Raw genomic sequence first — 20,690 nt, 5'->3', positions numbered from 1 at the left:
CGTACAATTGAGCCATGTCGACCACCAGCATCGCGGATGCCCGCAAGAACTTCTCCGAGGTCATCGCTACCTCTGAGCGCGAAGCTGTGTTCATCGAGCGACGCGGACAGCGCGCGGCCGTTGTCGTGAGCCCCGAGCAGTATGAGCGCATGATGGACGCGCTAGAAGATGCTGAAGACGTTGCCGCTTTCGACGAGGCGATGGCCGACGAGGGCCCGAATGTTCCCTGGGATCAGGTCAAGGCCGATCTGGGCTGGTAGTGGCCTATCGCATCGAGGTGACGCCCGCCGCGGCGCGCGCCCTCACACGAGTTGATCATCAGCATCGCGACAGAATTCGCGGCGCAATAGCGCTTCTCAGCCACGACCCGAGACCTCCCGGCGCCAAGGCGCTTCAGGGGCGCCCCGGCTTTTGCGTGCGCATTGGCGACTACCGCATCGTCTACACAATTCAGGATGAGGTGCTGCTCGTCGTTGTCGTCACCCTCGGGCATCGGCGCGACGTCTACGAGCGCTAGTTCGCGCCGAGCAGTGCCTCCAACGCAGCCGCATCCGTGAGTGGCAGCCGGCACACGAATTCTTCGCAGAGGTACGCCGTCGGCTGGCCGTCCGTCGCGGTGCGGGCAGCAAACAGCTCGAAACCGGATGCCGCAAACGCGTCGGCCTGAGCCTGCGAGGCCGCGACACCAATGCCGCCAGCGCGGTGCAGCGTGCGGGCCAGACTCGTGAGTTCGCCGGTCACCCCATCCCCGGTGACGACGACGAGCTGGCGAAGCGGCGCACCGAGCTCCGACATGAGGGTGAGGGCGGTTCCGAACGAAATGGGCTGCTGGGCTGCGAGTTGGCCGACCAGTTTCATGGACGCCTCGGCGGCATCCCGGTACTGGGCGTCGCCGCTGAGCGCGAAGAGGGTGTGCGCGGCGGCGGCCATAGCGCTGAGGCCGCTGGGGTGGGCTCCGTCGCTGATGTCGGCTTCGGTCGACAGGCCCTGCGCGGCGAGCACGGAGTCGCTGCCGCCGGGGAGGCCGAAGGGCGAGCTTCCCGAGCCTGCGGCTCCGGCGGCGAGCGCTCCCTCGATGAGGTCGCGGGCGGCGATTGCGTAGCGAACCTCGCCGGTCGCGATCGAGAGTTCGAGCAGGCCCTGGGCGAGCATTCCGCTGTCTTCGAGGGTTGCAGCCGCGTCGGAGAGGATGCCGTCAATAGAGGTGCGCACGAGCCGCTCCCCCGCCCCCACACCCCGCACATGCTCAGTCAGCAGGAAGTCAGCGGCACCGCGAGCCAGCGCGATCCACTCGGCGTTGCCGAAACGAGCGCCAGCCAAGGCGAGAGCTTCGATGGCGAGGCCGTTCCAGCCGGTGAGGATTTTGTCGTCGCGGGGCGGGGCTTCGACGCGGGCGCGGCTCGCGGCATCCAGCGAATAGTAGAAGCCTTCGACGCGTTTGCCGTCGACGGTGCTCTCGGAGTCGAGACCTGATGCGAAGGCGCCCGAGGGCAGCAGCAACCGGTCGCGCAAGAACTCGGCGACGCCGGTGGCGATCTCGGCGGAGTCGGCGAGCGCGTAGGCGGCAAGCAGTTGGGCGTTGTCGTAGAGCATGCGTTCGTAGTGCGGGTCGGTCCAGTCGGCCTGGGTCGAATAGCGGAAGAAGCCGCCATCGACCGGGTCGCGCAGGGCGGATGCCGCCATTGCCTTCAGCGTGCGGTCGGCGAGACCGGCTGCCTCGGGCGAGTGTTCGGCGGAGCGGGCACCGCGATCGAGAAGGAATCGCAGCACCGGCGTGACCGGAAATTTGGGGGCGTCGCCGAATCCGCCATGCTCGAGATCTTCGGCGGCAGCAAGAGCATCGATCACGTCAGCAAAGTCGGTGACGAGTTCGCTCTCCACACCGCGGCTCTGGGCGAGCGCCTGGGCAATCGCGGCCCCGCTCGTCTCCGCTTGCTCACGTCGCGCCGTCCACGCGTCCGTCACCGATTCGAGCACTTGTCGAAATGCCGGATGCTGCCCGACAGCGGTCGGCGGCCAGTAGGTGCCAGCGAAGAAGGCGCGCCCCGCGGGCGTGACGAACACGTTGAGGGGCCAGCCCAGGTTGGGCGTGAAGGCGGATGCCGCCGCCAAATAGGTTGAGTCCACTTCGGCGTGCTCTTCGCGGTCGACTTTGATCGCCACAAAGTTCTCGTTGAGGTAGGCGGCCAGCACGGGGTCGCTGAAAGATTCGCGCGCCATCACGTGACACCAGTGACAGGTGGAGTAGCCGATGGAGACGAGCACGGGCACATCTCGGCGTTCCGCTTCGGCAAAAGCTTCGGCAGACCACTCCCACCAGTCCACCGGATTGGTGGCGTGTGATCTCAGGTACGGGCTCGCAGCAGTTTCCAGACGATTGGGCATAGTCTCAGAGTATGTCGAAGTTGACCGTGACCTACATTGGCGGCCCCACCGCGTTGCTCGAATATGCGGGATTGCGCATCGTGACTGATCCCACCTTCGATGCCCCACAGCTCTACCCCGACGAGGGCGGTGTGCCGCTCACCAAGACGGCGGGTCCAGCACTGAGCCGAGCGGATGTTGGCGCTGTCGATCTGGTGTTGCTGTCGCATCACGAACACCAAGACAACCTCGACTACGAGGGACTCGAACTTCTCGCCACGGGCGTGCTGACGATCAGCACCATGAAGGCGGGCTCTGACCTCTTCGGCGGCGGTGTTGTCGGTCTCGACTCCTGGGAATCCCGCGAAGTCGGCGCCGTGACCGTCACCGCAGTGCCGGCCCTGCATGGCCCTCCCGGTGCGGAAGCGCGCGTCGGCCCGGTCACCGGTTTCGTGTTGCAGGCCGAGGGCGAACCCACCATCTACGTCAGCGGCGATAACGCTTCCCTGCCGCTGGTGCAGCAAATCGCTGGCCGCTTCCCTGACATCAGTATCGCCGTGCTGTTCGCGGGTGCTGCCCGCATCTCCGCGGTCAACGGTCCTCTCACTTTGACGTCAGCGGATGCCGCGCAAGCCGCCCGCATCTTGGGCGTCGACCACGTGGTCGGCCTCCACACCGAAGGGTGGGAACACTTCACCGAAACCCGTGCCGACCTCGAGGCTGCATTCGCAGGGACGGGGTTGCTCGTGGAGACGCCGCCGGGGGTTGCGGTGGGGATTGGGCGTTTGGCCTCGGAAGCGTAGAGAACTCCGTCGGCGCGATACTTCATGCGAAGTTGCTATTGACGATGCTCTAGCAACGCTTAGCCCACTGGCGATTTACGAGCCGCTCTCAGCACAATGCCTGTCTGGTCGTCGACAAGCGGCAACTCGTATCGACGGCTACTGATGGTGTTATAGCCCTTACTGGTTTCGACAATTTCTCTTGCTTCCACTCGGTTATATCCCAATAGCTGGACCCAAAGCGCAGCGAAAGCACCGAGTCCGAAACTCGCGAGCCCGATGTACAGCAATAAATCAAAGCCTTGAGTTCCCGCCACGACCAACGCTAGCGAAACTGCCATCAAGACGACGCTCCAAATCACGATCGAGCGCATCGTCTGATGTAAGCGGCGAGCAGAACAGCCCGGCCACAACTCAACTCGACCACTAGTAGACAAAACTGCCCCCCTACTCTTGAAGGTATTGGAACGATGTGACCGTTCCGATTGGCACATCGAATATCCCTCCGATTGTCAAGCTTTGACGCAACCCCACAGGCGCAGATCGCACCGCTGCTCCGAGGCCGAAGCCCATACCCACTGTTGCCAGACCAAATATACACATGCCAGTCTTCCCGCGGACACAGTCAATCGCAACAGCCGCGTAATTTGCGGCCGAAGACACTGCGTACAAAACAGCAGCGACTGGAAGACCAACCCCTGTCGCCGCGAGCGCAAGCGAGACCACCCCAGTGGCTACTGCTACCGCGGATAACCCAAGACCAAAATTTGCCCAGTTCTTATCGTTTTGAGCCGCTGACACTGGAACAGGGCGGGGTGCGGCAATGAAGTGACCACAAACCGAAGATCGCGAAGTCGTACACGGAGGAAGAGGTCGATTGGCTTGGAACATTACTCGAGCTTTAGTTCCGTAACGCTCCGCCCTATCCGCAGTCATCTCGCCACTGAGGTCCAGCTTGTTGATCGGGTCAGCCGGATAGTCATAAGCATTCGTCACCCCACCCTCAACAGGGTCCACTTCCAGGAACCTGCCGAGCCCGGCAACATACTGTCTGGCGCCCATCTCGATCGTCGCGATCGACCCCTGATGCTCATACAACTTCCGATGCTGGCCAACGAACGCGTAATCAGCATCGCCCGGTGAAGTGTCAGTGACCGCGTCATCCGCAACCTCCGTTCCGATATCGCCGGTGACCGGGTCGATGGGTTGCCCGAACGGATCAAACGCCGCCCGCACACCAACCCGAATACCAACATGGTCGGTGAGGATGATCGAGTCCCCGTGCAGGTTCGGGTACGACCACTTCGCATCCGCGGCCGCCGGCAGTGACACGCTCACCCCGCCCGGCAACGACAGGGTCTCCTCAACCAGCACACCGGCAGCATCCAACACACCGAACATGCCACCAGCAGTGAACGTGTAACGGATAACCTCCGCCTCCGCCGCACCGGGTGCTGTGGAGCTGCGTTGAACAATCCGCCCCGTCGCATCCCGCAGATATTTGATCTCGGTCCCGTCATCCAACACCGTCTTCATATGCCGATCAGCGGCGTCATAAAACAGTTGCTGATCAGCCAACCTCGTCGTGTTGCCATGAGCGTCATACGTCAAAGTTGCCGCACCCAGATTTGTTGACAGCAGAGTGTTCGCCCCCGCCGGAGCACCCGCCACAGCCGTCGACAACAGCCGGTCAGACCCGTCGTAGCAGTAGTCCGTTGTGATCGGAGTGCCGGCATCCTTCACATCCGAGAACGACGTGCGGTTACCGTTACGACCGGCAAGATCACTCGCACCCGCACCACACGTGGTGTCGCCGAAACCATACGACAGCACATGACTCGGGATGACCGCCTCAGTTAGACGACCGGCACCATCGAAGGTGTAGGTAGAGGTTTCCGTACGCGGATCAGCCACCCACGAATCCGACAAACTGTTCTGAATGATCCGGCCCGACTGCGACCGCACCACAGAATCCGACACCACCGTTGAATCCGGGAAAGTCCAACTGAAACCAGTACCCGCACCAGCCTCATCACGGGTAATACTTCCCAGGCTGCTGCCGAGGGCGAACCCACCATCTATGTCAGTGGCGCCAACACCTCCCTGCCGCTCGTGCAGCAGATCGCCGACCGCTTCCCCGACATCAGCATCGCCGTGCTCTTCGCAGGTGCTGCCCGCATCTCCGCCGTCAACGGTCCTCTCACTTTGACATCAGCGGATGCCGCAGAAGCCGCCCGCATCTTGGGCGTTAGCCACGTGGTCGGCCTTCACACCGAAGGGTGGGAACACTTCACCGAAACCCGCGCCGACCTCGAGGCTGCGTTCGCGGGCACGGGGTTGCTCGTGGAGACGCCGCCGGGAGTTGCCGTCACAATCGAGAATTAAGGACTAGGGATCTCACGAGTTTCGTGAAACTCCACGTCGCCATTCACCGCTGAAACCTCGAGCAGTACCCGCCAGTCGGAGCCGTAACGATCGACCACGGCCGGCCGTCCCTGGCTCATATCGAGCACGTCATCGTCGGTGAGAGTGACACCGTATTCTTCCGCCGCCCATTCCTGCACGGCAGTCGTGTAGTCCGCGAAAGCGGCAATATCGCGTTCCTCGAAACTGGCTGCGGTTGCGATCAAGCCAAGCGCGCTGGCCGTTCCGGCGGCAATCGCCAGCACGGTGAGCGCAAGCGCTCGGAGCCGGAATTTGCGGCCAGGCCCCGCAAGCCAATACAGGACAGCGATTACGGCAATTCCAAAAGTGGCAACGGCACCCAGAAACGGAATGAACGCCCAGCCTTCGGTGGGGCTCTGATAGAGACCGGGGTTTGTCATGACTCTGGTCCTCGCCGCTCAATTTGTGGTGTTGCGCGCACGTCAATCGACCCGAGCAACACTCTGTGAAGCTCAAGCGTACCAGCGGCCCCACGACAGAGGCCGGCATCCGCTCACCGAAAGGAGTGCGGATGCCGGCCTCGATACGAAGCGCGAAGCTTTCCTAGAAAGTAGCCTCGTCGGGGTTCGTGCCCACACGCTGATCGCGATCGATCGCATCAATCGATGCCATCTCATCCGCAGAAAGCTCGAAACCAAAGACATCGAAGTTCTCGGCCATACGCTCGCGCGAGTTCGACTTGGGGAACACGATGATGCCGCTCTGCAGGTGCCAACGGATCGCAACTTGAGCAGGCGAAACCTCGTGGGCTGCGGCAGCGGTCTGCAACGCCGGCTCGCTGAACAGGTCGTACTTGCCCTGCCCAAGCGGGCCCCAGGCCTCAGTGTGGATGCCAAGCTCGGCACCATAGGCGCGCAGCTCGCGCTGAGCAAACGCGGGGTGAAGCTCGATCTGGTTTACTGCGGGCACCGTTTCGCTTCCCGCAAGAATCTTCTCGAGGTGCGGGCGGTGGAAGTTGCTGACACCAATCGAACGCGTCTTGCCCGCAACCTTGAGCTCTTCCATGGTGAGCCAGGTCTCAAGGTAACGGTCGAGGTCGGGGCGAGGCCAGTGGATGAGATACAGATCGACGTAGTCGAGACCCAGCTTTTCAAGGCTGAGATCCATGGCGTCGCGAGCAGAGTCGGTGCCGTGGTCGCTGTTCCACAGCTTCGTCGTGATGAAGATTTCTTCACGCGGGATGCCCGAGGCTTTGATGGCGTTGCCGACACCCTGCTCGTTGCCGTAAATCATGGCGGTGTCGAGGTGGCGGTAGCCAACCTCAAGCGCGTCAGTGACGATGCGCTCGGTTTCTGCGGGGTCAACTTTGAAGACTCCGAACCCGAGCTGCGGGATGGAATTGCCGTCGTTGAGTTCAATCTGGGGAACAGTCATGTCCCCATCCTGCCACTCACAACTGACGATTCCACCCTCGCAGATCACGCTCCCAGCGAACGGGCAAACCTTCTAGCTGATGTGGCGCTCGTCAACACCCGAGTACGCCGCGAGGGGGCGGATGAGGGCGTTCGAAGCAGCCTGCTCCATGATGTGAGCGGTCCAGCCGGTGATTCGCGCAGCAACGAACAGCGGCGTGAACATGTCTGTGTCGAAGCCGATGAGGTTGTACGCGGGGCCGCTCGGGTAGTCGAGGTTCGGCTTGATGTTCTTGCGGCTCGTCATGGCCGTTTCGAGTGCCTCGTAGAGTTCCATCATGTCGGGGCGGCGATACTCGGCGATCAGAGTTTCGAGCGCCGCCTTCATGGTGGGAACCCGCGAGTCACCGTTCTTGTAGACCCGGTGGCCAAAGCCCATGATCTTGCGCTTCTCGGCGAGCGCCGTCTCGAGCCAGGCTTCAGCATTCGCTGCAGTGCCGATCTCGTCGAAGACGTGCATGACAGCTTCGTTCGCTCCACCGTGCAACTGACCCTTGAGTGCACCAATTGCTGCCGTGACCGCGCTGTAGAGATCGCTCATCGTGCTGGTGACAACGCGAGCGGTGAAGGTCGACGCGTTGAAGGAGTGCTCGGCATACAGAATCATCGAGACGTCGAACGCGTTCACGACAACGAGGTCAGGAACCTCGCCGAAGGTCATGTGCAAGAAGTTGGCCGAATAGCTGAGGTCATCGCGCGGCTCAACAAGTTCCTGATCACGGCGACGGCGCTGGTCGTACGCGATGATCGCGGGCAGCTTCGCAAAGAGAGTCAGCGAGCGCTCAAAGTTGAGATCTGCGTCGATCATGCTGGCGGGGTCGGTGAGGGTGTCATCCATCGCGCCGATCACGCTGACGGCGGTGCGTACGACATCCATCGGATGCGCGCTGAGCGGCAGCTCGTCAATCACACGCTTGGTGTGAGCGTCGAGGTGACGCTGCGCCCGCTCGACGCGCTGGAACTCTTCGAGCTGCTCGCCGGTGGGCAGTTCACCGTGCCACAGCAGATAAGCCACCTCTTCAAAGGTGCACTTCTCGGCCAGTTCCTGCACGGGATAGCCGCGATAGAGCAAGGAGTTAGTCTCAGGGTTAACCTTCGAAATGGCGGTTGTATCGGCAATAACGCCGGCTAGCCCTTTGCGGATCTCGCTTGCGGGGGCTGTGGGTGTTTCAGTCATGGTGCTCCTCGGAGGTGTCTGTCGAGTCGAAATTGTGTGCGTTGATGTGCGCGTTTGTCAGAAGTGGTTGTCGAGGGTGAAGTTGAACACTGATGAATCGAAAGAGTTGTAGCTTTCGTAATCGAGCAGTTCATACAGGCGAGCCCTCGTCTGCATTTCGCCGACAACAGACTGCTGAGTGCCGTCGGCGTTGATTGCATCGAGAGTGCGCTCCGCAGCACCCATGGCACTACGCAACAGGGTTACGGGGTAAATAACAATGTTTACGCCAATATTGCCCAATTGGGTTGTCGTGAAAAGTTCGCTCTTACCAAACTCTGTCATGTTTGCGAGGATCGGAACGTCCACGGCGTTACGCATCGCCTCAAACTCGCTGAGGTCCTTCATGGCCTCGGGGAAAATAGCGTCAGCCCCGGCATCCACGAGCTGCTTGGCGCGGTCCATCGCAACGTCTAAACCATCGACGGCGCGGATGTCGGTGCGGGCCATGATGAGCAGGTTCGGGTCACGACGGGCCGAGACTGCGGCGCGGATGCGCTTGAGGGCGGTGTCAGTATCGACAACCGCTTTGCCATCGAGGTGTCCACAGCGCTTCGGGTTTACCTGATCTTCGATGTGGAGCCCGGAGACGCCCGCATCTTCGAGAGTCTGCACGGTGCGCGCGACGTTCATGGGCTCGCCGAAGCCGGTGTCGGCGTCAACGAGCGACGGCAGGTCGGTCATCCGCGCGATCTGTTGCGAACGGCCGGCCACCTCGGTGAGAGTCGTCAGCCCAATGTCGGGCAGGGCCAAGTCGGCGCTGATGACGGCGCCCGAAATGTAGACGCCGTCGAAGCCCTTGTCTTGGATAAGGCGAGCGCTCAGCGGGTTGAACGCGCCGGGTACCCGCAGCAGCTCGCCGCTTGCGAGGCGCTCGCGAAACTGGGCACGCTTGGTTGCTGGATCGGTTTGGGCGTACAACATTAGAAGATTCCTTTGGCAGTGATAGCGGGGAAGTTGCCGCGGACGGTCAACTCACCAAGTTCGGATGCCGCGAGTTGCGGCAGGCGCTGGGCGACGTCCAAGAAGCGTTCGATTTCGTCGCTCGCGAGCACACCATCCGCGAGGGTGCGGAACTTGTTGATGTACTGCTCACGGGCGAAGGGTCGAGCACCGAGCGGATGCGCGTCAGCGACGGCGATCTCTTCAACGATGCGGCTTCCGTCAGTCATTTCGATCTCGACGCGACCGCCGAATGCCTTCTCGGCGGGGTCGATCGAGTGGTAGCGACGCGTCCACTCGGCGTCCTCTTCGGTGGTCACACGCTTCCACAATGCGACCGTGTCTGCGCGGTTGGCACGCTCGGGGGCGTAGCTGTTGACGTGGTGCCACGCCTGGTCCTGCAGCGCGACCGTGAAGATATACGGGATGGAGTGGTCGAGCGTTTCGCGGCTCGCGTTGGGGTCGTACTTTTGCGGGTCGTTCGCGCCCGAGCCGATCACATAGTGCGTGTGGTGGCTCGTGTGCAGCACGATGCGGTTGATGTTCTCTTCGACCAGTTCAGGATGCTCGCGCCCCAACTTGCGGGCGAGGTCGATCCACGCCTGTGCCTGGTACTCAGCCGAGTGCTCCTTTGTGTAGGAGTCGAGGATCGCGGTGCGGGCCTCCCCCAGCTCAGGCAGCGGAACCTCGTAGTGTGCGTCTGGACCGTCGAGCATCCACGCAATTACGCCATCTTCGCCTTCATAAATCGGGGTGGGGCTGGTCTGGCCGCGCATGGCACGGTCGACGGCTTCGACGGCCATCTTGCCGGCGAAAGCGGGAGCGTGTGCCTTCCACGTGGAGATCTCGCCCTTGCGCGACTGGCGCGTAGCGGTGGTCGTGTGGAGAGCTTGGCCAACGGCCTGGAAGATTGTTTCGGTGTCGAGCCCGAGGAGGGTTCCGATGCCGGCGGCGGCGCTCGGGCCGAGGTGGGCCACGTGGTCAATCTTGTGCTTGTGCAGGCAAATCGCCTTCACGAGGTCGATCTGAATCTCGTACCCGGTGACGATGCCGCGAAGCAGGTCAGCGCCGGTGCGACCCGTGTGCTGAGCAACCGCCAAGATCGGCGGGATGTTGTCGCCGGGGTGCGAGTACTCGGCGGCCAAGAAGGTGTCGTGGTAGTCGAGCTCGCGCACGGCAACGCCGTTAGCCCAGGCTGCCCACTCCGGGCTGACACGAAGGTTGGAACCGAACACAGTGGAACCCGGCTCCGTGGGGTGGCGTTCAGCCTGCGCGCGAGCGGACACTACCGGCGCACGGTTGAGGGAAGCGGTGGCAACGGCAGCGTTGTCGATGACTCGATTGATGACCATGTCGGTCACGGCGTCGGTGGGTTCGAGTTGTTCCGACGCGATTTCGGCAATCTTGTGCGCGAGTTGGTCTTCGCGAGCCAAATTTTCATCGCTGCGGTAGACGCGGAGGGCATGGTTTTTCACGGTAGAGCCTTTCAATTGGCGGCGCGCAGCGGAGAATTTGCGGCCATAGCTAACGCGCTCGTGAGCGCGTGATGGAGGTGAACATGAGTGGCGTGCGCGGCAAGTTCGGCATCGCGCATCACGATCGCGCGCACGATAAGGAGGTGTTCCCGGGCAGCGTCCGCTAGGCGTTGCGGGTTGGACTGCGCTAGGCGACGCACGCGTGCAAGATGAGTGCGGAGAGAGCTGAGTGCGCCAGTGAGATAAATGTTTTCCCCTGCTTCATCGACTGCAGCGTCGAAACGACGCACGAGATCGAAGTAAGCGCTGCGGTCGTTACTGTCGAGCGAAAGAAGTCCTGGCACTGCCTCGAACTCACGTTCAAGGTCGGCGAAAATCGTTCCGCTGTGGCGCTCAGCGGCGAGCCTCACAGCTTTCACTTCGAGGGCTTCACGCACGGCAAAAAGTTCGCGAATATTTTCGACGGAGATATCGGTGACGACTAGTCCCCGCCCGGTCTGGCTTGCCACTAATCCGTCAGCCATCAGCCGCGAAAGAGCTTCTCGCAGCGGTGTACGAGACACCCCAAGTCGAGTCGACTGCTCCACTTCGCCCAAAACCACACCGGGTGAGAGCTTCCAGCCTACGATGTCGTCGCGCAGGGTCTGATATGCGCGCTCGCTAGCTCGTAGCGGTGTTGACATGCGCATCCTCTCCATCGCACTAGACAAAGTTCTGTATACAGAAACTTCAGTATAAGCAGTATTTTCCAGAAATCAAAGTAAATATCCATCTATCTGCATACAGACTTGAGCGCTAGTGCCGTTCTCGCGGCGCAACGATCCCAATCGCTCGGTTGCCGACGTCCCGCCGAGCGACCAAGAGCTTTCCGCCGCGGCGTCACGCGCCCATCAAGATGCGCCGCGATCGTGTTGTGGGGCAAAGCGAAACCGTGGTGTAGAGACGGGGCTATTGGCCAGCGCGCGAGTCTCGAGATAAGCGGCGAAAGCTTCACGGCTGGTTTTGCTTGGCGTAAAGCCAAACGTTTTCTTGAGCGCCGCGTTGTCGAGCACCGGCCGGTAGCGCAAAAACTTCACCTGAGCAGGCCCGTGAGGCGTCAGGCGCAACCCATGAGCCGCCCACAACAGCGCAGCGAAGAGCCACGGCGGCAACACAATCAACTTCTTGCCGAGCGCTGCTGCGATCTCCCCAACGGTCATCTTGCCGTCACCGGCAACGTTGAAGATGCCGGCCGGACCGCCACTCGCAGCACGAACCATGGCCTCTACAACGTCATCCACCCAGATGAACACAAAGGGACTGTCGGAGCCCGTGAGCTTCAATACTCGCTTCCCGTCCCAGAGCGCGGTGATCTGGTTCTCCACTGCAGGCCCCAAAATCGTGCCAATGCGGAACACCGTCTGAGTGAGTTGTGGTGCCGATTCGCGCGCTTCGGCCAGCATCTCTTCGACCAGGCGCTTGTGGCGGCTATACGGAAAGTCGTCGTTGCCTCGCATCGGATCACCCTCGGTAATCCACTCCGCGTTTTCGGGGTGGTACCCATAGGCGGCCCCGCTAGACGAGACCACGATGCGCGAGATCCCGGCCTCGATACAGGCGTCAAGCACGGCGCGCGACCCCTCGACGTCAACCGCAAATTCTTGAGTGACCGTGGTGCTCTTGCCCGGGTTAACGATGGAGGCGAGATGAACGACCGTGTCGATCTCATGGCGTCGCAGCAGTGCAGGCAGATCAGGAGCATCCGTCACATCGACGCGTTCGTAGAGCACACCGGGCAACCGCACGCCCGGGCTGGGGGCGCGAATATCAGCGCTCACCACACACTCAATGGCGTCGGATGCAGCCAACCCTGCCACCACGGAGGTCCCCAAGAATCCGGTGCCACCCGTCACAAGAACTCGACTCATGCGTGTGCCTCCGCTTCGTTTGCTGGGCTGCCGGAGATCGGCCCCGAGCCGTCATTAACGCCCCGAGCCTTACGGCGTCCCCACCAGGTCGCGAGTGCGAGTCCGGCGATGATGTCCCAGATGCCCCACCATCCCGCAACAACGGCCATTCCGCCTAGTCCCCCAAAGAAGGCGAAGACTAAACCAAGGCCGAGACCGGCGTTGCGGATTCCGACTTCGAACGTGACTGCTTTGGCTTCGTAGAGCGCGAGCCCACCGAGTCGCGCACTGGCGTAGCCGAGACCGAGCGCGACCGCATCGTGCAGGAACACCGCCAACAGCACGACCCCTACATAGGCGATGAAGAACTGAAAGTTTCCGGCGAGCGCCGCGATGATGAAGCCGAGAAGCGCGAGCAGACTGATCCACTTCACGGTGGGTTGCACCTTTTTGGCGAAGGCGGGCCAGCGGTGTTTGATGGCGAATCCCACGGCGAACGGCAGCCCGATGATGAGCACAATTTCGAGCAGCATCTGCCAGCCATTGATGCTGACGCTTTCCAGAATCGTGGATGCGGTGGGGTGCCAGCCGCCCCACAGCGACAAGTTCACGGGAAGCATGACGATGTAGATCACGTTGGTGACCGCCGTCATCGAGACCGAGAGAGCAACGTTGCCCCGCGCCCGATAGGTGAGCACTTGGGAAATGTTTCCCGGCGGACAACACGCAACCAAAATCATCCCGAGGGCGATCGACGGGCCGACCTGCAACAGCAGGGTGAGGCCGAAGGTGACCGCAGGCAGCAGCACAAGTTGAGCAACGAGCGAGATGGCGAACGCGCGGGGTGCTTTCAGAACTGCCCGAAAGTCTTCGAGGCTCGTATCGAGTGCGATTCCGAACATGATGAGGCCGAGCACAATGCTGAGCGCGATGAGTGAACCCGGGCTGAAGTTGAGTTGCGCATCATCGATCGTCATGAATTGACCTTCCGGGTGAGCGTCTCAAGCAAGCGTCGAATGGTGCGCCGGTAGGCATCTTTATTGACGTAGTACGACATGCGCTCAAGCGCCAAATATTTGTAGCCACCGGTGAGGTCGGGCCACGGTTCTTCGGCGGTCTCTCGAAAGTGGGCGGCGGCGCGCGGAGCGGTGTCTTGAGCTGCCAGATACGCCGCCAAGAGCTCCGCCTGTTCGTATCTTCCCTGCCAGCCGATACCGCTCGCTTCGATCATCCCCATCACGTAGAGACCGTTAAAGCTGGGCGGGAAAATATTCAAATACAGCTCGGGCGCGTCGGAAGACCAATTAAGGTGCTCCCGCCCCACAAAGGGGTACGCGAGCGTGTAACCGGTAGCCAACACGATGAGGTCGTAGTCTGCCTCGGTGCCATCGCTAAAGTGCACGGTGTTGCCGTCGAAACGTTCGGGAGCAGGCACCACACGCAGATCGCCTTGACCGAGGTGACCGAGCACGAGAGTGTTCACGATCGGATGTGATTCGTAGATTCGGTAGTCAGGCTTCGGGAAACCAAAGTTCACCGGGTCGCCCGTGAACGCGCGCAACACTCGCTTGTCGATGAATTGCTTGAGGCGGGCTGGCAGCGGGCGACCCTGATTGAGGGTGTCCGCTGGTTTGCCGAACAGGTAGCGCGGAACAAAGTAGTAGCCCCGGCGCACACTCAGGTCGATGCTGTCGGCATGATGCACGGCATCCACGGCGATGTCACACCCGCTATTGCCCGCACCCACTACGAGCACACGTTTGCCTGCGAACATCGTGGCTTTTTTGTACTCGCTCGAATGAATGATCTCACCAGCAAATTCGCCTTCAAACTGCGGGATGCTGGGGTGCGCTAGCGTGCCGTTCGCAAGCACCACACCGTCGAAGCGTTGCGTTCGCGGCTCGTGCCCCGCGGTAGTGCTCGTGACGTCCCAGCCACCATCTTCGGTCGGTTCAAGGCGTTCCACGGTGGTGTTGAACAGGAACTTCTTGCCCAGATCGAAGCGATCGCTGTAGGCCCGAAAGTACTTTTTGAGTTCGCGATGGCTCGGATAATCGGCCGTGGTCTGCATGGGTAGTTCGTGAAACTCGGTCGTCGTGCGCGAGGAAATGAGGTGCGCAGACTCGTACATCGTGCTTCGCGGATTGTCGATATTCCAGAGACCACCGACGTCGTCTGCCGACTCGAAACCGACGTAGTGGATGCCTGCCTTATCGAGAGCCCGGGCAGCGGCGAGTCCCGAAGGACCAGCGCCGATGATGGCGATGGTGCGAGGCATTCGTTCCTCCCGGGATGAACAACGATATTCAAAGCGTTTCCGCAGCTTACTAGACGGCTTTTGGCGAGTAGACCATTTAGTCGAGGCGTACGCTTTTTGTTGCACACACTAAACCCAGTGCTAATACTGGGTGTGCAAGATACCCGACGGTGAATACCCGAAACTCGCCGATCTTGCGCAAAGGGACCTAACCACTATGCCCAAAAATCCCACGGTTGCGCCTTCTCGGCGTCGCCAGTGGGGCGCTGAGTCGCGCCTCGAACCGCTGCCCACTGTCCATCCCGCGCCGAGCGACCGAAAAATCGCGCTCGCTCGCCTCGCTATTGTCGCCACGGTTGTGTTTTGGCTGACCTATGTCATCTACACAATCGCTCGTCAGTTCATCAACAACGGCACCGAAAGCTTCCGTTTCACAATGGAGGCCATCTCCTACGTCATTGTGGTGACCTTCCTGACCTTCTCAGCGCTCATGTACTTGATCGCCCGTCATGGCGCCTTCCAACGCTTTCGCGCACACGCTCGTGTGCCGCGGGCTGAACTCGACCGTCACTTTGCCGACAATCAGGGTTCCATCACCGTGCTCGTGCCGAGCTACAGCGAAGAGCCCGACGTTGTTCGTGCCACCCTCTGGTCGGCATGCCTCCAGGAGTACCCGAGCCTTCGCGTCGTGCTCCTGCTCGATGACCCACCCTTTCCCGATGATCCGGATGCCGCAGCCCAGCTGTCAAAGTCACGCCAGCTCACCGAAGAGATCCAGCGCGAGCTCGCAGCGCCTCGCGCACGTTTCACTGATGCTCTGTCGGTCTTCGAATCACGACTGCGCCAACAACGCCCGATGGGCATCACCGAGCTCGCAGACCTCGCCGGTCAGTACCAGTGGGCCGCCGCGTGGCTGGAGAACAAAGCCGACAACGAACAGCGCATTGACCACGTCGACGAGTTCTTCGTCACACAGGTTCTTCAGGGCTTAGCGGGAGAACTTCAGCTGACCGCCGATGCGTTGGGCGCCGCTCTCGACGAGAACATGGTTCCGCCAGCAACACGCTTGCATGAGCTCTACCGTCGCCTCGCGCGCACCTTCGATGCTGAACTGTCTACCTTCGAGCGCAAGCTCTACGCGTCTGTTTCTCACGAAGCAAACAAGGCAATGAACCTCAACGCCTACATCGGTCTGATGGGTGGCAACTACCGCCCCGAAGAAACTCCCGATGGAACGGTGCTGCGGCCCGTAACCCACGCCGGAGCCGGTGACCTCTCTATTCCTGATTCGGAATACCTCCTCACGCTCGACGCCGACTCGCTGCTGCTGCGCGACTATTGCCTGCGTCTCGTCTACCTTCTCGAGCAAAAAGACAACGCGCGCGTTGCGGTGACGCAGACTCCCTACTCCTCGTTCCGCGGTGCGAGCACGCGCATCGAACGCCTCGCTGGGGCGACGACCGACCTGCAGCACATCCTGCACCAGGGCAAGTCGTACTACGGCGCCACCTTCTGGGTTGGCGCTAACGCCGTCATCCGCAAGGCTGCTCTGGATGACATTGTCGAGACCGAAACCGAGGGCGGCTTTACCGTCAAACGGTATGTTCAAGACCGCACTGTTATCGAAGATACCGAGTCGAGCATCGACCTCGGCACCCATGGGTGGACGCTCGTCAATTACCCCGAGCGCTTGAGCTACAGCGCCACCCCACCCGACTTCGGATCGCTGGTTGTTCAGCGTCGTCGTTGGGCCAACGGTGGCTTGTTGATCATGCCGAAGCTCATGCGCCAGATGCGTGAGCGTCGGGCCCGCGGCGAAACGGTGCCGTGGACCGAGTTCTTCCTGCGCGTGAACTACATGACGTCGATCACGTGGGCCAGCTTCGGCCTCGTCTTCCTCCTCGCCTACCCCTACGACAGCCGACTGCTGAGCCCGGTGGTTCTGCTTGCGGCGGTTCCGTACTTCTTGGCAATGGGAAGTGACCTGCGCTACAGCGGTTACAAGTTCAGCGATATTTTCCGCATCTACGGCTTCAACCTGATCCTTCTTCCGGTGAACTTGGCCGGCGTGCTGAAGTCGCTCGAGCAGGCCATCACGAGCAAGAAGATTCCGTTCGCCCGCACCCCCAAGGTGCGCAACCGCACGGCAACCCCGCTGCTATATGTGATTGCACCGCTGATCATCATTGGGTTCTCTGCCTTCACCTTCTGGCGAGACCTCAATGCCGGCAACTGGGGCAACGCCGCTTTCGCCGCGTTCAACATGATCCTCGCTGGCCTCGCTCTCGTCTCCTACATCGGCATCTGGAATGCGATCGTCGACATCTGGATTGGCGTCACCAGTCCTCTGTTCGTCGAACGCAAACCCACGAAGCAGAAGGCGGAGACCGAGCCAGAATCGACCACGCTCGACTGGCGCGCGATCCTCTACTACGGGGATGACAGCGGATCGCACCGCAAGGTGCGCGACTCGATTGTCTTCGCCGAAATGCTCCCGCCCGTTGACGAAACCAGAGAGGTTCGATCATGAGTTCAGCTACCCGTCGTCTTTCCTTCTGGCGGCTCGTTATTGCAGTGATTGTGGCTGTTGCCGTTGCTAGCGGCGGCCTGTTCGCTTACCAAGCGTGGGCATCGACCCAAGCGGCACCAGCCCCCGACCCGTGGTTCGCCGCCTACGTGGATGTCACGGCAACGCCAAGCTACGAGTTCGAATCGGCGACCTCAGACAGTGGCAAAGAGGTCATGCTGTCGTTCATCGTCGCCGCAACCGACGACGGCTGTACTCCCACCTGGGGCACCGCTTACACAATGGATGAGGCAGCAGTCTCGCTCGACCTCGACCGCCGCATCGCACGCTTGCAACAGCAGGGTGGGGATGTCGGGGTATCGTTCGGTGGACTGCTGAACGACGAGCTCGCGACATCCTGCACCGATCATGACAGTCTCGTCGAGGCCTACAGCTCGGTGATTGACCGCTACGCCTCCACCACGATCGACCTCGACATCGAGGGCGAGAACCTTAGCGATACCGCTGCCGGTGAACGTCGCGCCGCTGCCATTGCTGACTTGCAGCAGTCGCGCCGCGCTGCTGGCGACGACCTCGCCGTGTGGCTCACGTTGCCCGCGGCCACCTTCGGCCTCACCGAAGATGGCACCACAGCGATCACGCAAATGTTGGATGCCGGCGTAGACGTCTCTGGCGTCAACATCATGACGATGAACTTCGGTCAGAGCTTGACCGACGACGAAACCAGCGGGGACGCCTCCATTCGCGCCCTCGAGGAAACCCACCGCCAGCTCGGCATCCTCTACGACCAAGCGGGAATCGAATTGACGGATGCCACTCTCTGGACGAAGCTCGGTGCGACCCCGATGATCGGCCAGAACGACAACGAAGACGAAGTCTTCACGATGGACGACGCCACGACCCTCAACGATTTCGCGACAGAGCAAGGACTTGGGCGCATGTCGATGTGGTCGCTCAACCGCGACACAACCTGTGGCCCCAACTATGCCGATGTCACTCGTGTTTCCGATGCATGCAGTGGTGTGGATCAGGGCGACTTGTTCTTCGCGGATGTCCTCGCCGACGGGTTCGAAGGCCAGCTCGCCAGCTCGGCCAAGACCATCACTACTCAAGAACCGTCTGATCCAGCGGACCTCGCCGATGACCCGGCAACCAGCCCCTACGCAATTTGGGAAGAAGACGCCAGCTACCTCGCGGGCACCAAAGTCGTGCTGCACCGCAACGTGTATCAAGCCAAGTGGTGGACTCGCGGAGATGTTCCCGATAACCCAGTGCTCAACTCGTGGGAGACGCCATGGACGCTCGTCGGCCCGGTTCTTGAGGGAGAAACCCCTGTCGAGGTTCCGACAGTGCCCGACGGCACCTACCCGGACTGGGATGGCACGTCAGTGTACGAGGAAAAGGATCGCGTTCTCTTCGACGGAGTCCCCTACGAAGCCAAGTGGTGGACCCAGGGCGACAGCCCTGCCGCGTTCTCGTCAGATCCAGATGGCTCACCCTGGACTCCTCTTACCTCCGACGAAGTCAAAGCAATCGCCGACAGCAGCGTTACTGACGAGTCGACGACACTAGCTCCAGCCAGCACAGAACGTTAGGTTTCCCGTTCTATGCCCGGTTGGTCACGGGAGGCAGGCGGCGGGAATCGGGTTCCCGCCGTCTGCTGAGTATTCGTTTAGCTAGAAGGTAAGACCTTCGCGCTCGGCGCGACGGCGACGCTGTTCTTCAGGATCAGGCAACGGCACGGCAGCAATAAGTCGCTGTGTGTAGGGATCCTTCGGGCTTCGCAACACTTGGTCACGCGTGCCCTGCTCCACAATCTTGCCGCGGTGCATGACCGCGATGCGGTCGGCAAGGATGTCGATCACAGCGAGGTCGTGGGTCACGAACAAGCACGCGAAGCCGAGCTCCTTCTGCAGTTCCTGGAAGAGCTCGAGCACTTTCGCCTGCACCGACACGTCGAGCGCCGACGTTGGCTCATCGGCCACGAGCAGCTTGGGGCTCAGCGCCAGAGCGCGAGCGATGCCGACGCGTTGGCGTTGTCCACCCGACAGTTCGTGCGGGTAGCGGTTACGCATGTGGGACGAGAGTTGCACCCGGTCGAGAAGCAGACTCACGCGAGCTTCTTCGTCTTTGCGGCTGAAACCGCCACCGAGGCGAAGCGGCTCCCCAATGCTCTCGCCGATCGGCATCCGCGGGTTCAGCGACGACCCGGGGTCTTGAAACACAATGCCGATGTCGCGGCGAACCGCGCGCAGGTCGTTCTTGTTGATGCCGACCATGTTCGTGCCAACAATGTCGAGGGTACCCTCGACCGCGGGAAGTAGACCGACAACGGCACGACCAATCGTGGTCTTGCCCGAACCGGATTCGCCCACGAGACCGAGAACTTCGCCCTGACGAATGGTGAGGTTGATGTCGTCGGCGGCACGGAAGGCAGGCACTCGCCCACGCTTCGGATACTCAATCGCGACACCTGACATGGTGAGTACAACCTCGCGGTCATCCTTCGAAGCAGACGCCTCCCCCGCTTCGCCGAGGTGAGGAACCGCGGCGAGCAACGCTTGGGTGTACGGATGCGTCGCCTTCTCGAACAGCGCTTCTGCTGTTCCCGTCTCCACGACTTCGCCATCTTTCATCACCATCACGCGGTCGGCGAGGTCTGCGACAACGCCCATGTCGTGAGTGATGAGGATGATCGCGCTATCGAGCTTGGAGCGCAAGTGGTGCAACAGTTCCAGAATTTCGGCCTGCACGGTCACATCGAGCGCCGTGGTTGGCTCGTCGGCTATGAGCACGCGCGGATCGCACGAGATGGACTGGGCGATCATCGCCCGCTGACGTTGGCCGCCAGACAGCTGGTGTGGGTAAGAATCGAATGCTTTTTGCGGGTCGGGCAGTTCGACCATCGCGAGCAGTTCGAGCGCGCGCTTCTTAGCATCCACCCGCAGCATGCCGGCGTTGTGCACTTGAAGCGCCTCAACGATCTGGAACCCGATCGTGTACACCGGGTTGAGCGCTGTCATGGGCTCTTGGAAGATCACCGCGATGCCGGCACCGCGCAACTGGCGCAGGCGGTGCAGCGATGCGCCGACCAACTCTTCGCCAGCCAACTTCACGCTGCCCGAAATACGCCCGTTCTCGGGGAGCAGCCCGAGCAGCCCCATGGCGCTCGTGCTCTTGCCCGATCCGGATTCGCCCACGATGGCGAGAACTTCGCCACCCTGCAGCGAATAACTCACGTTCTTTGCAGCGGTAACCCACTCGCCTTCAACCCAGAAGTCGACACCGAGGTTCGTGACCTCAATTGCGGGAGTCTTCGTTGTTGTCTCAGTCATAGCCGTCTCAGTCATCAGGAGTGTCGCCTTTCGCCCTGGATGCGGTGTG

At 61.3% G+C, this 20,690-nt stretch carries 19 protein-coding genes; 6 read left to right on the top strand and 13 right to left on the bottom strand.

Annotated elements, in window-relative coordinates; genetic code table 11:
• Positions 1–14 precede the first annotated feature (14 nt).
• Together I6E60_RS11695 and I6E60_RS11690 are read left to right on the top strand one after the other, a co-directional pair.
• The gene (locus I6E60_RS11695; RefSeq protein WP_197125785.1) at positions 15–260 is read left to right on the top strand and encodes a type II toxin-antitoxin system Phd/YefM family antitoxin; all 246 of its coding nucleotides are present in this window, start codon (positions 15–17) and stop codon (positions 258–260) included.
• Positions 260–517, top strand: a complete 258-nt coding sequence (locus I6E60_RS11690; RefSeq protein ID WP_197180475.1) for a type II toxin-antitoxin system RelE/ParE family toxin — start codon at positions 260–262, stop codon at positions 515–517. The genes I6E60_RS11695 and I6E60_RS11690 overlap by 1 nt, the downstream gene beginning before the upstream one ends.
• On the opposite strand, the gene I6E60_RS11685 is transcribed toward I6E60_RS11690, so the two are convergent.
• A complete protein-coding gene (locus I6E60_RS11685; RefSeq protein ID WP_197180473.1) occupies positions 514–2,385 on the bottom strand; it encodes a thioredoxin domain-containing protein in 1,872 nt (623 codons plus the stop codon). The two genes, I6E60_RS11690 and I6E60_RS11685, sit on opposite strands and share 4 nt — an antisense overlap.
• Positions 2,386–2,396: 11 nt before the next feature.
• On the opposite strand from I6E60_RS11685, the gene I6E60_RS11680 reads away from it, so the two are divergent.
• Complete coding sequence (locus I6E60_RS11680; RefSeq protein WP_197180471.1) at positions 2,397–3,167, top strand: MBL fold metallo-hydrolase; 771 nt, start codon at positions 2,397–2,399, stop codon at positions 3,165–3,167.
• Positions 3,168–3,226: 59 nt separating this feature from the next.
• Here the strand turns inward: I6E60_RS11680 and I6E60_RS11675 are convergent, their stop codons facing one another.
• Positions 3,227–3,520: a hypothetical protein gene (locus I6E60_RS11675; RefSeq protein ID WP_197125682.1), complete on the bottom strand. Its 294-nt coding sequence runs from the start codon at positions 3,518–3,520 to the stop codon at positions 3,227–3,229.
• A gap of 73 nt (positions 3,521–3,593) precedes the next feature.
• Positions 3,594–5,060, bottom strand: a complete 1,467-nt coding sequence (locus tag I6E60_RS11670) for an RHS repeat-associated core domain-containing protein (RefSeq protein WP_197180468.1) — start codon at positions 5,058–5,060, stop codon at positions 3,594–3,596.
• A gap of 198 nt (positions 5,061–5,258) precedes the next feature.
• On the opposite strand from I6E60_RS11670, the gene I6E60_RS11665 reads away from it, so the two are divergent.
• Positions 5,259–5,531: a hypothetical protein gene (locus I6E60_RS11665; protein WP_197180466.1), complete on the top strand. Its 273-nt coding sequence runs from the start codon at positions 5,259–5,261 to the stop codon at positions 5,529–5,531.
• Here the strand turns inward: I6E60_RS11665 and I6E60_RS11660 are convergent.
• From I6E60_RS11660 to I6E60_RS11620, 9 genes are all read right to left on the bottom strand, one after another.
• On the bottom strand, positions 5,528–5,971 hold the full coding sequence (locus I6E60_RS11660; RefSeq protein WP_197125793.1) for a hypothetical protein: 444 nt from the start codon (positions 5,969–5,971) through the stop codon (positions 5,528–5,530). The genes I6E60_RS11665 and I6E60_RS11660 overlap by 4 nt on opposite strands.
• 163 nt (positions 5,972–6,134) lie before the next feature.
• Complete coding sequence (locus I6E60_RS11655; RefSeq protein ID WP_197180464.1) at positions 6,135–6,965, bottom strand: aldo/keto reductase; 831 nt, start codon at positions 6,963–6,965, stop codon at positions 6,135–6,137.
• Positions 6,966–7,037: 72 nt separating this feature from the next.
• Complete coding sequence (locus I6E60_RS11650) at positions 7,038–8,180, bottom strand: bifunctional 2-methylcitrate synthase/citrate synthase (RefSeq protein WP_197125721.1); 1,143 nt, start codon at positions 8,178–8,180, stop codon at positions 7,038–7,040.
• Between the two features lie 57 nt (positions 8,181–8,237).
• Entirely contained in the window at positions 8,238–9,143 is a 906-nt protein-coding gene (prpB, locus tag I6E60_RS11645) for a methylisocitrate lyase (protein ID WP_197125723.1), read from the bottom strand.
• A complete protein-coding gene (locus I6E60_RS11640) occupies positions 9,143–10,636 on the bottom strand; it encodes an MmgE/PrpD family protein (RefSeq protein WP_197125725.1) in 1,494 nt (497 codons plus the stop codon). Before I6E60_RS11640 ends, prpB begins: the two co-directional genes overlap by 1 nt.
• Positions 10,637–10,647: 11 nt before the next feature.
• Positions 10,648–11,319 carry a GntR family transcriptional regulator gene (locus I6E60_RS11635; protein ID WP_197125727.1) on the bottom strand — a complete coding sequence of 224 codons (672 nt, stop codon included), beginning with the start codon at positions 11,317–11,319 and terminating at the stop codon, positions 10,648–10,650.
• Between the two features lie 207 nt (positions 11,320–11,526).
• Positions 11,527–12,543 (bottom strand): SDR family oxidoreductase, encoded by a 1,017-nt coding sequence (locus I6E60_RS11630; protein ID WP_197180462.1) that lies wholly within the window; start codon positions 12,541–12,543, stop codon positions 11,527–11,529.
• Positions 12,540–13,499: a bile acid:sodium symporter family protein gene (locus I6E60_RS11625; protein ID WP_197125803.1), complete on the bottom strand. Its 960-nt coding sequence runs from the start codon at positions 13,497–13,499 to the stop codon at positions 12,540–12,542. The genes I6E60_RS11630 and I6E60_RS11625 overlap by 4 nt, the downstream gene beginning before the upstream one ends.
• Positions 13,496–14,800 (bottom strand): NAD(P)/FAD-dependent oxidoreductase, encoded by a 1,305-nt coding sequence (locus tag I6E60_RS11620; protein ID WP_197125804.1) that lies wholly within the window; start codon positions 14,798–14,800, stop codon positions 13,496–13,498. The genes I6E60_RS11625 and I6E60_RS11620 overlap by 4 nt, the downstream gene beginning before the upstream one ends.
• 196 nt (positions 14,801–14,996) lie before the next feature.
• On the opposite strand from I6E60_RS11620, the gene I6E60_RS11615 reads away from it, so the two are divergent.
• Positions 14,997–17,309 carry a glycosyltransferase family 2 protein gene (locus tag I6E60_RS11615; RefSeq protein WP_197125805.1) on the top strand — a complete coding sequence of 771 codons (2,313 nt, stop codon included), beginning with the start codon at positions 14,997–14,999 and terminating at the stop codon, positions 17,307–17,309.
• Positions 17,306–18,901, top strand: a complete 1,596-nt coding sequence (locus I6E60_RS11610; RefSeq protein ID WP_197180460.1) for a chitinase — start codon at positions 17,306–17,308, stop codon at positions 18,899–18,901. The genes I6E60_RS11615 and I6E60_RS11610 overlap by 4 nt, the downstream gene beginning before the upstream one ends.
• Before the next feature lie 81 nt (positions 18,902–18,982).
• On the opposite strand, the gene I6E60_RS11605 is transcribed toward I6E60_RS11610, so the two are convergent.
• Positions 18,983–20,656: an ABC transporter ATP-binding protein gene (locus I6E60_RS11605; protein ID WP_197125807.1), complete on the bottom strand. Its 1,674-nt coding sequence runs from the start codon at positions 20,654–20,656 to the stop codon at positions 18,983–18,985.
• Positions 20,657–20,690 lie beyond the last annotated feature (34 nt).

The organism is Salinibacterium sp. SWN167, from assembly GCF_015864665.1.
GTDB lineage: Bacteria > Actinomycetota > Actinomycetes > Actinomycetales > Microbacteriaceae > Rhodoglobus.
Note: the sequence above shows the minus strand (reverse complement) of the source record. Positions and strands in the feature narration are given on the sequence as shown.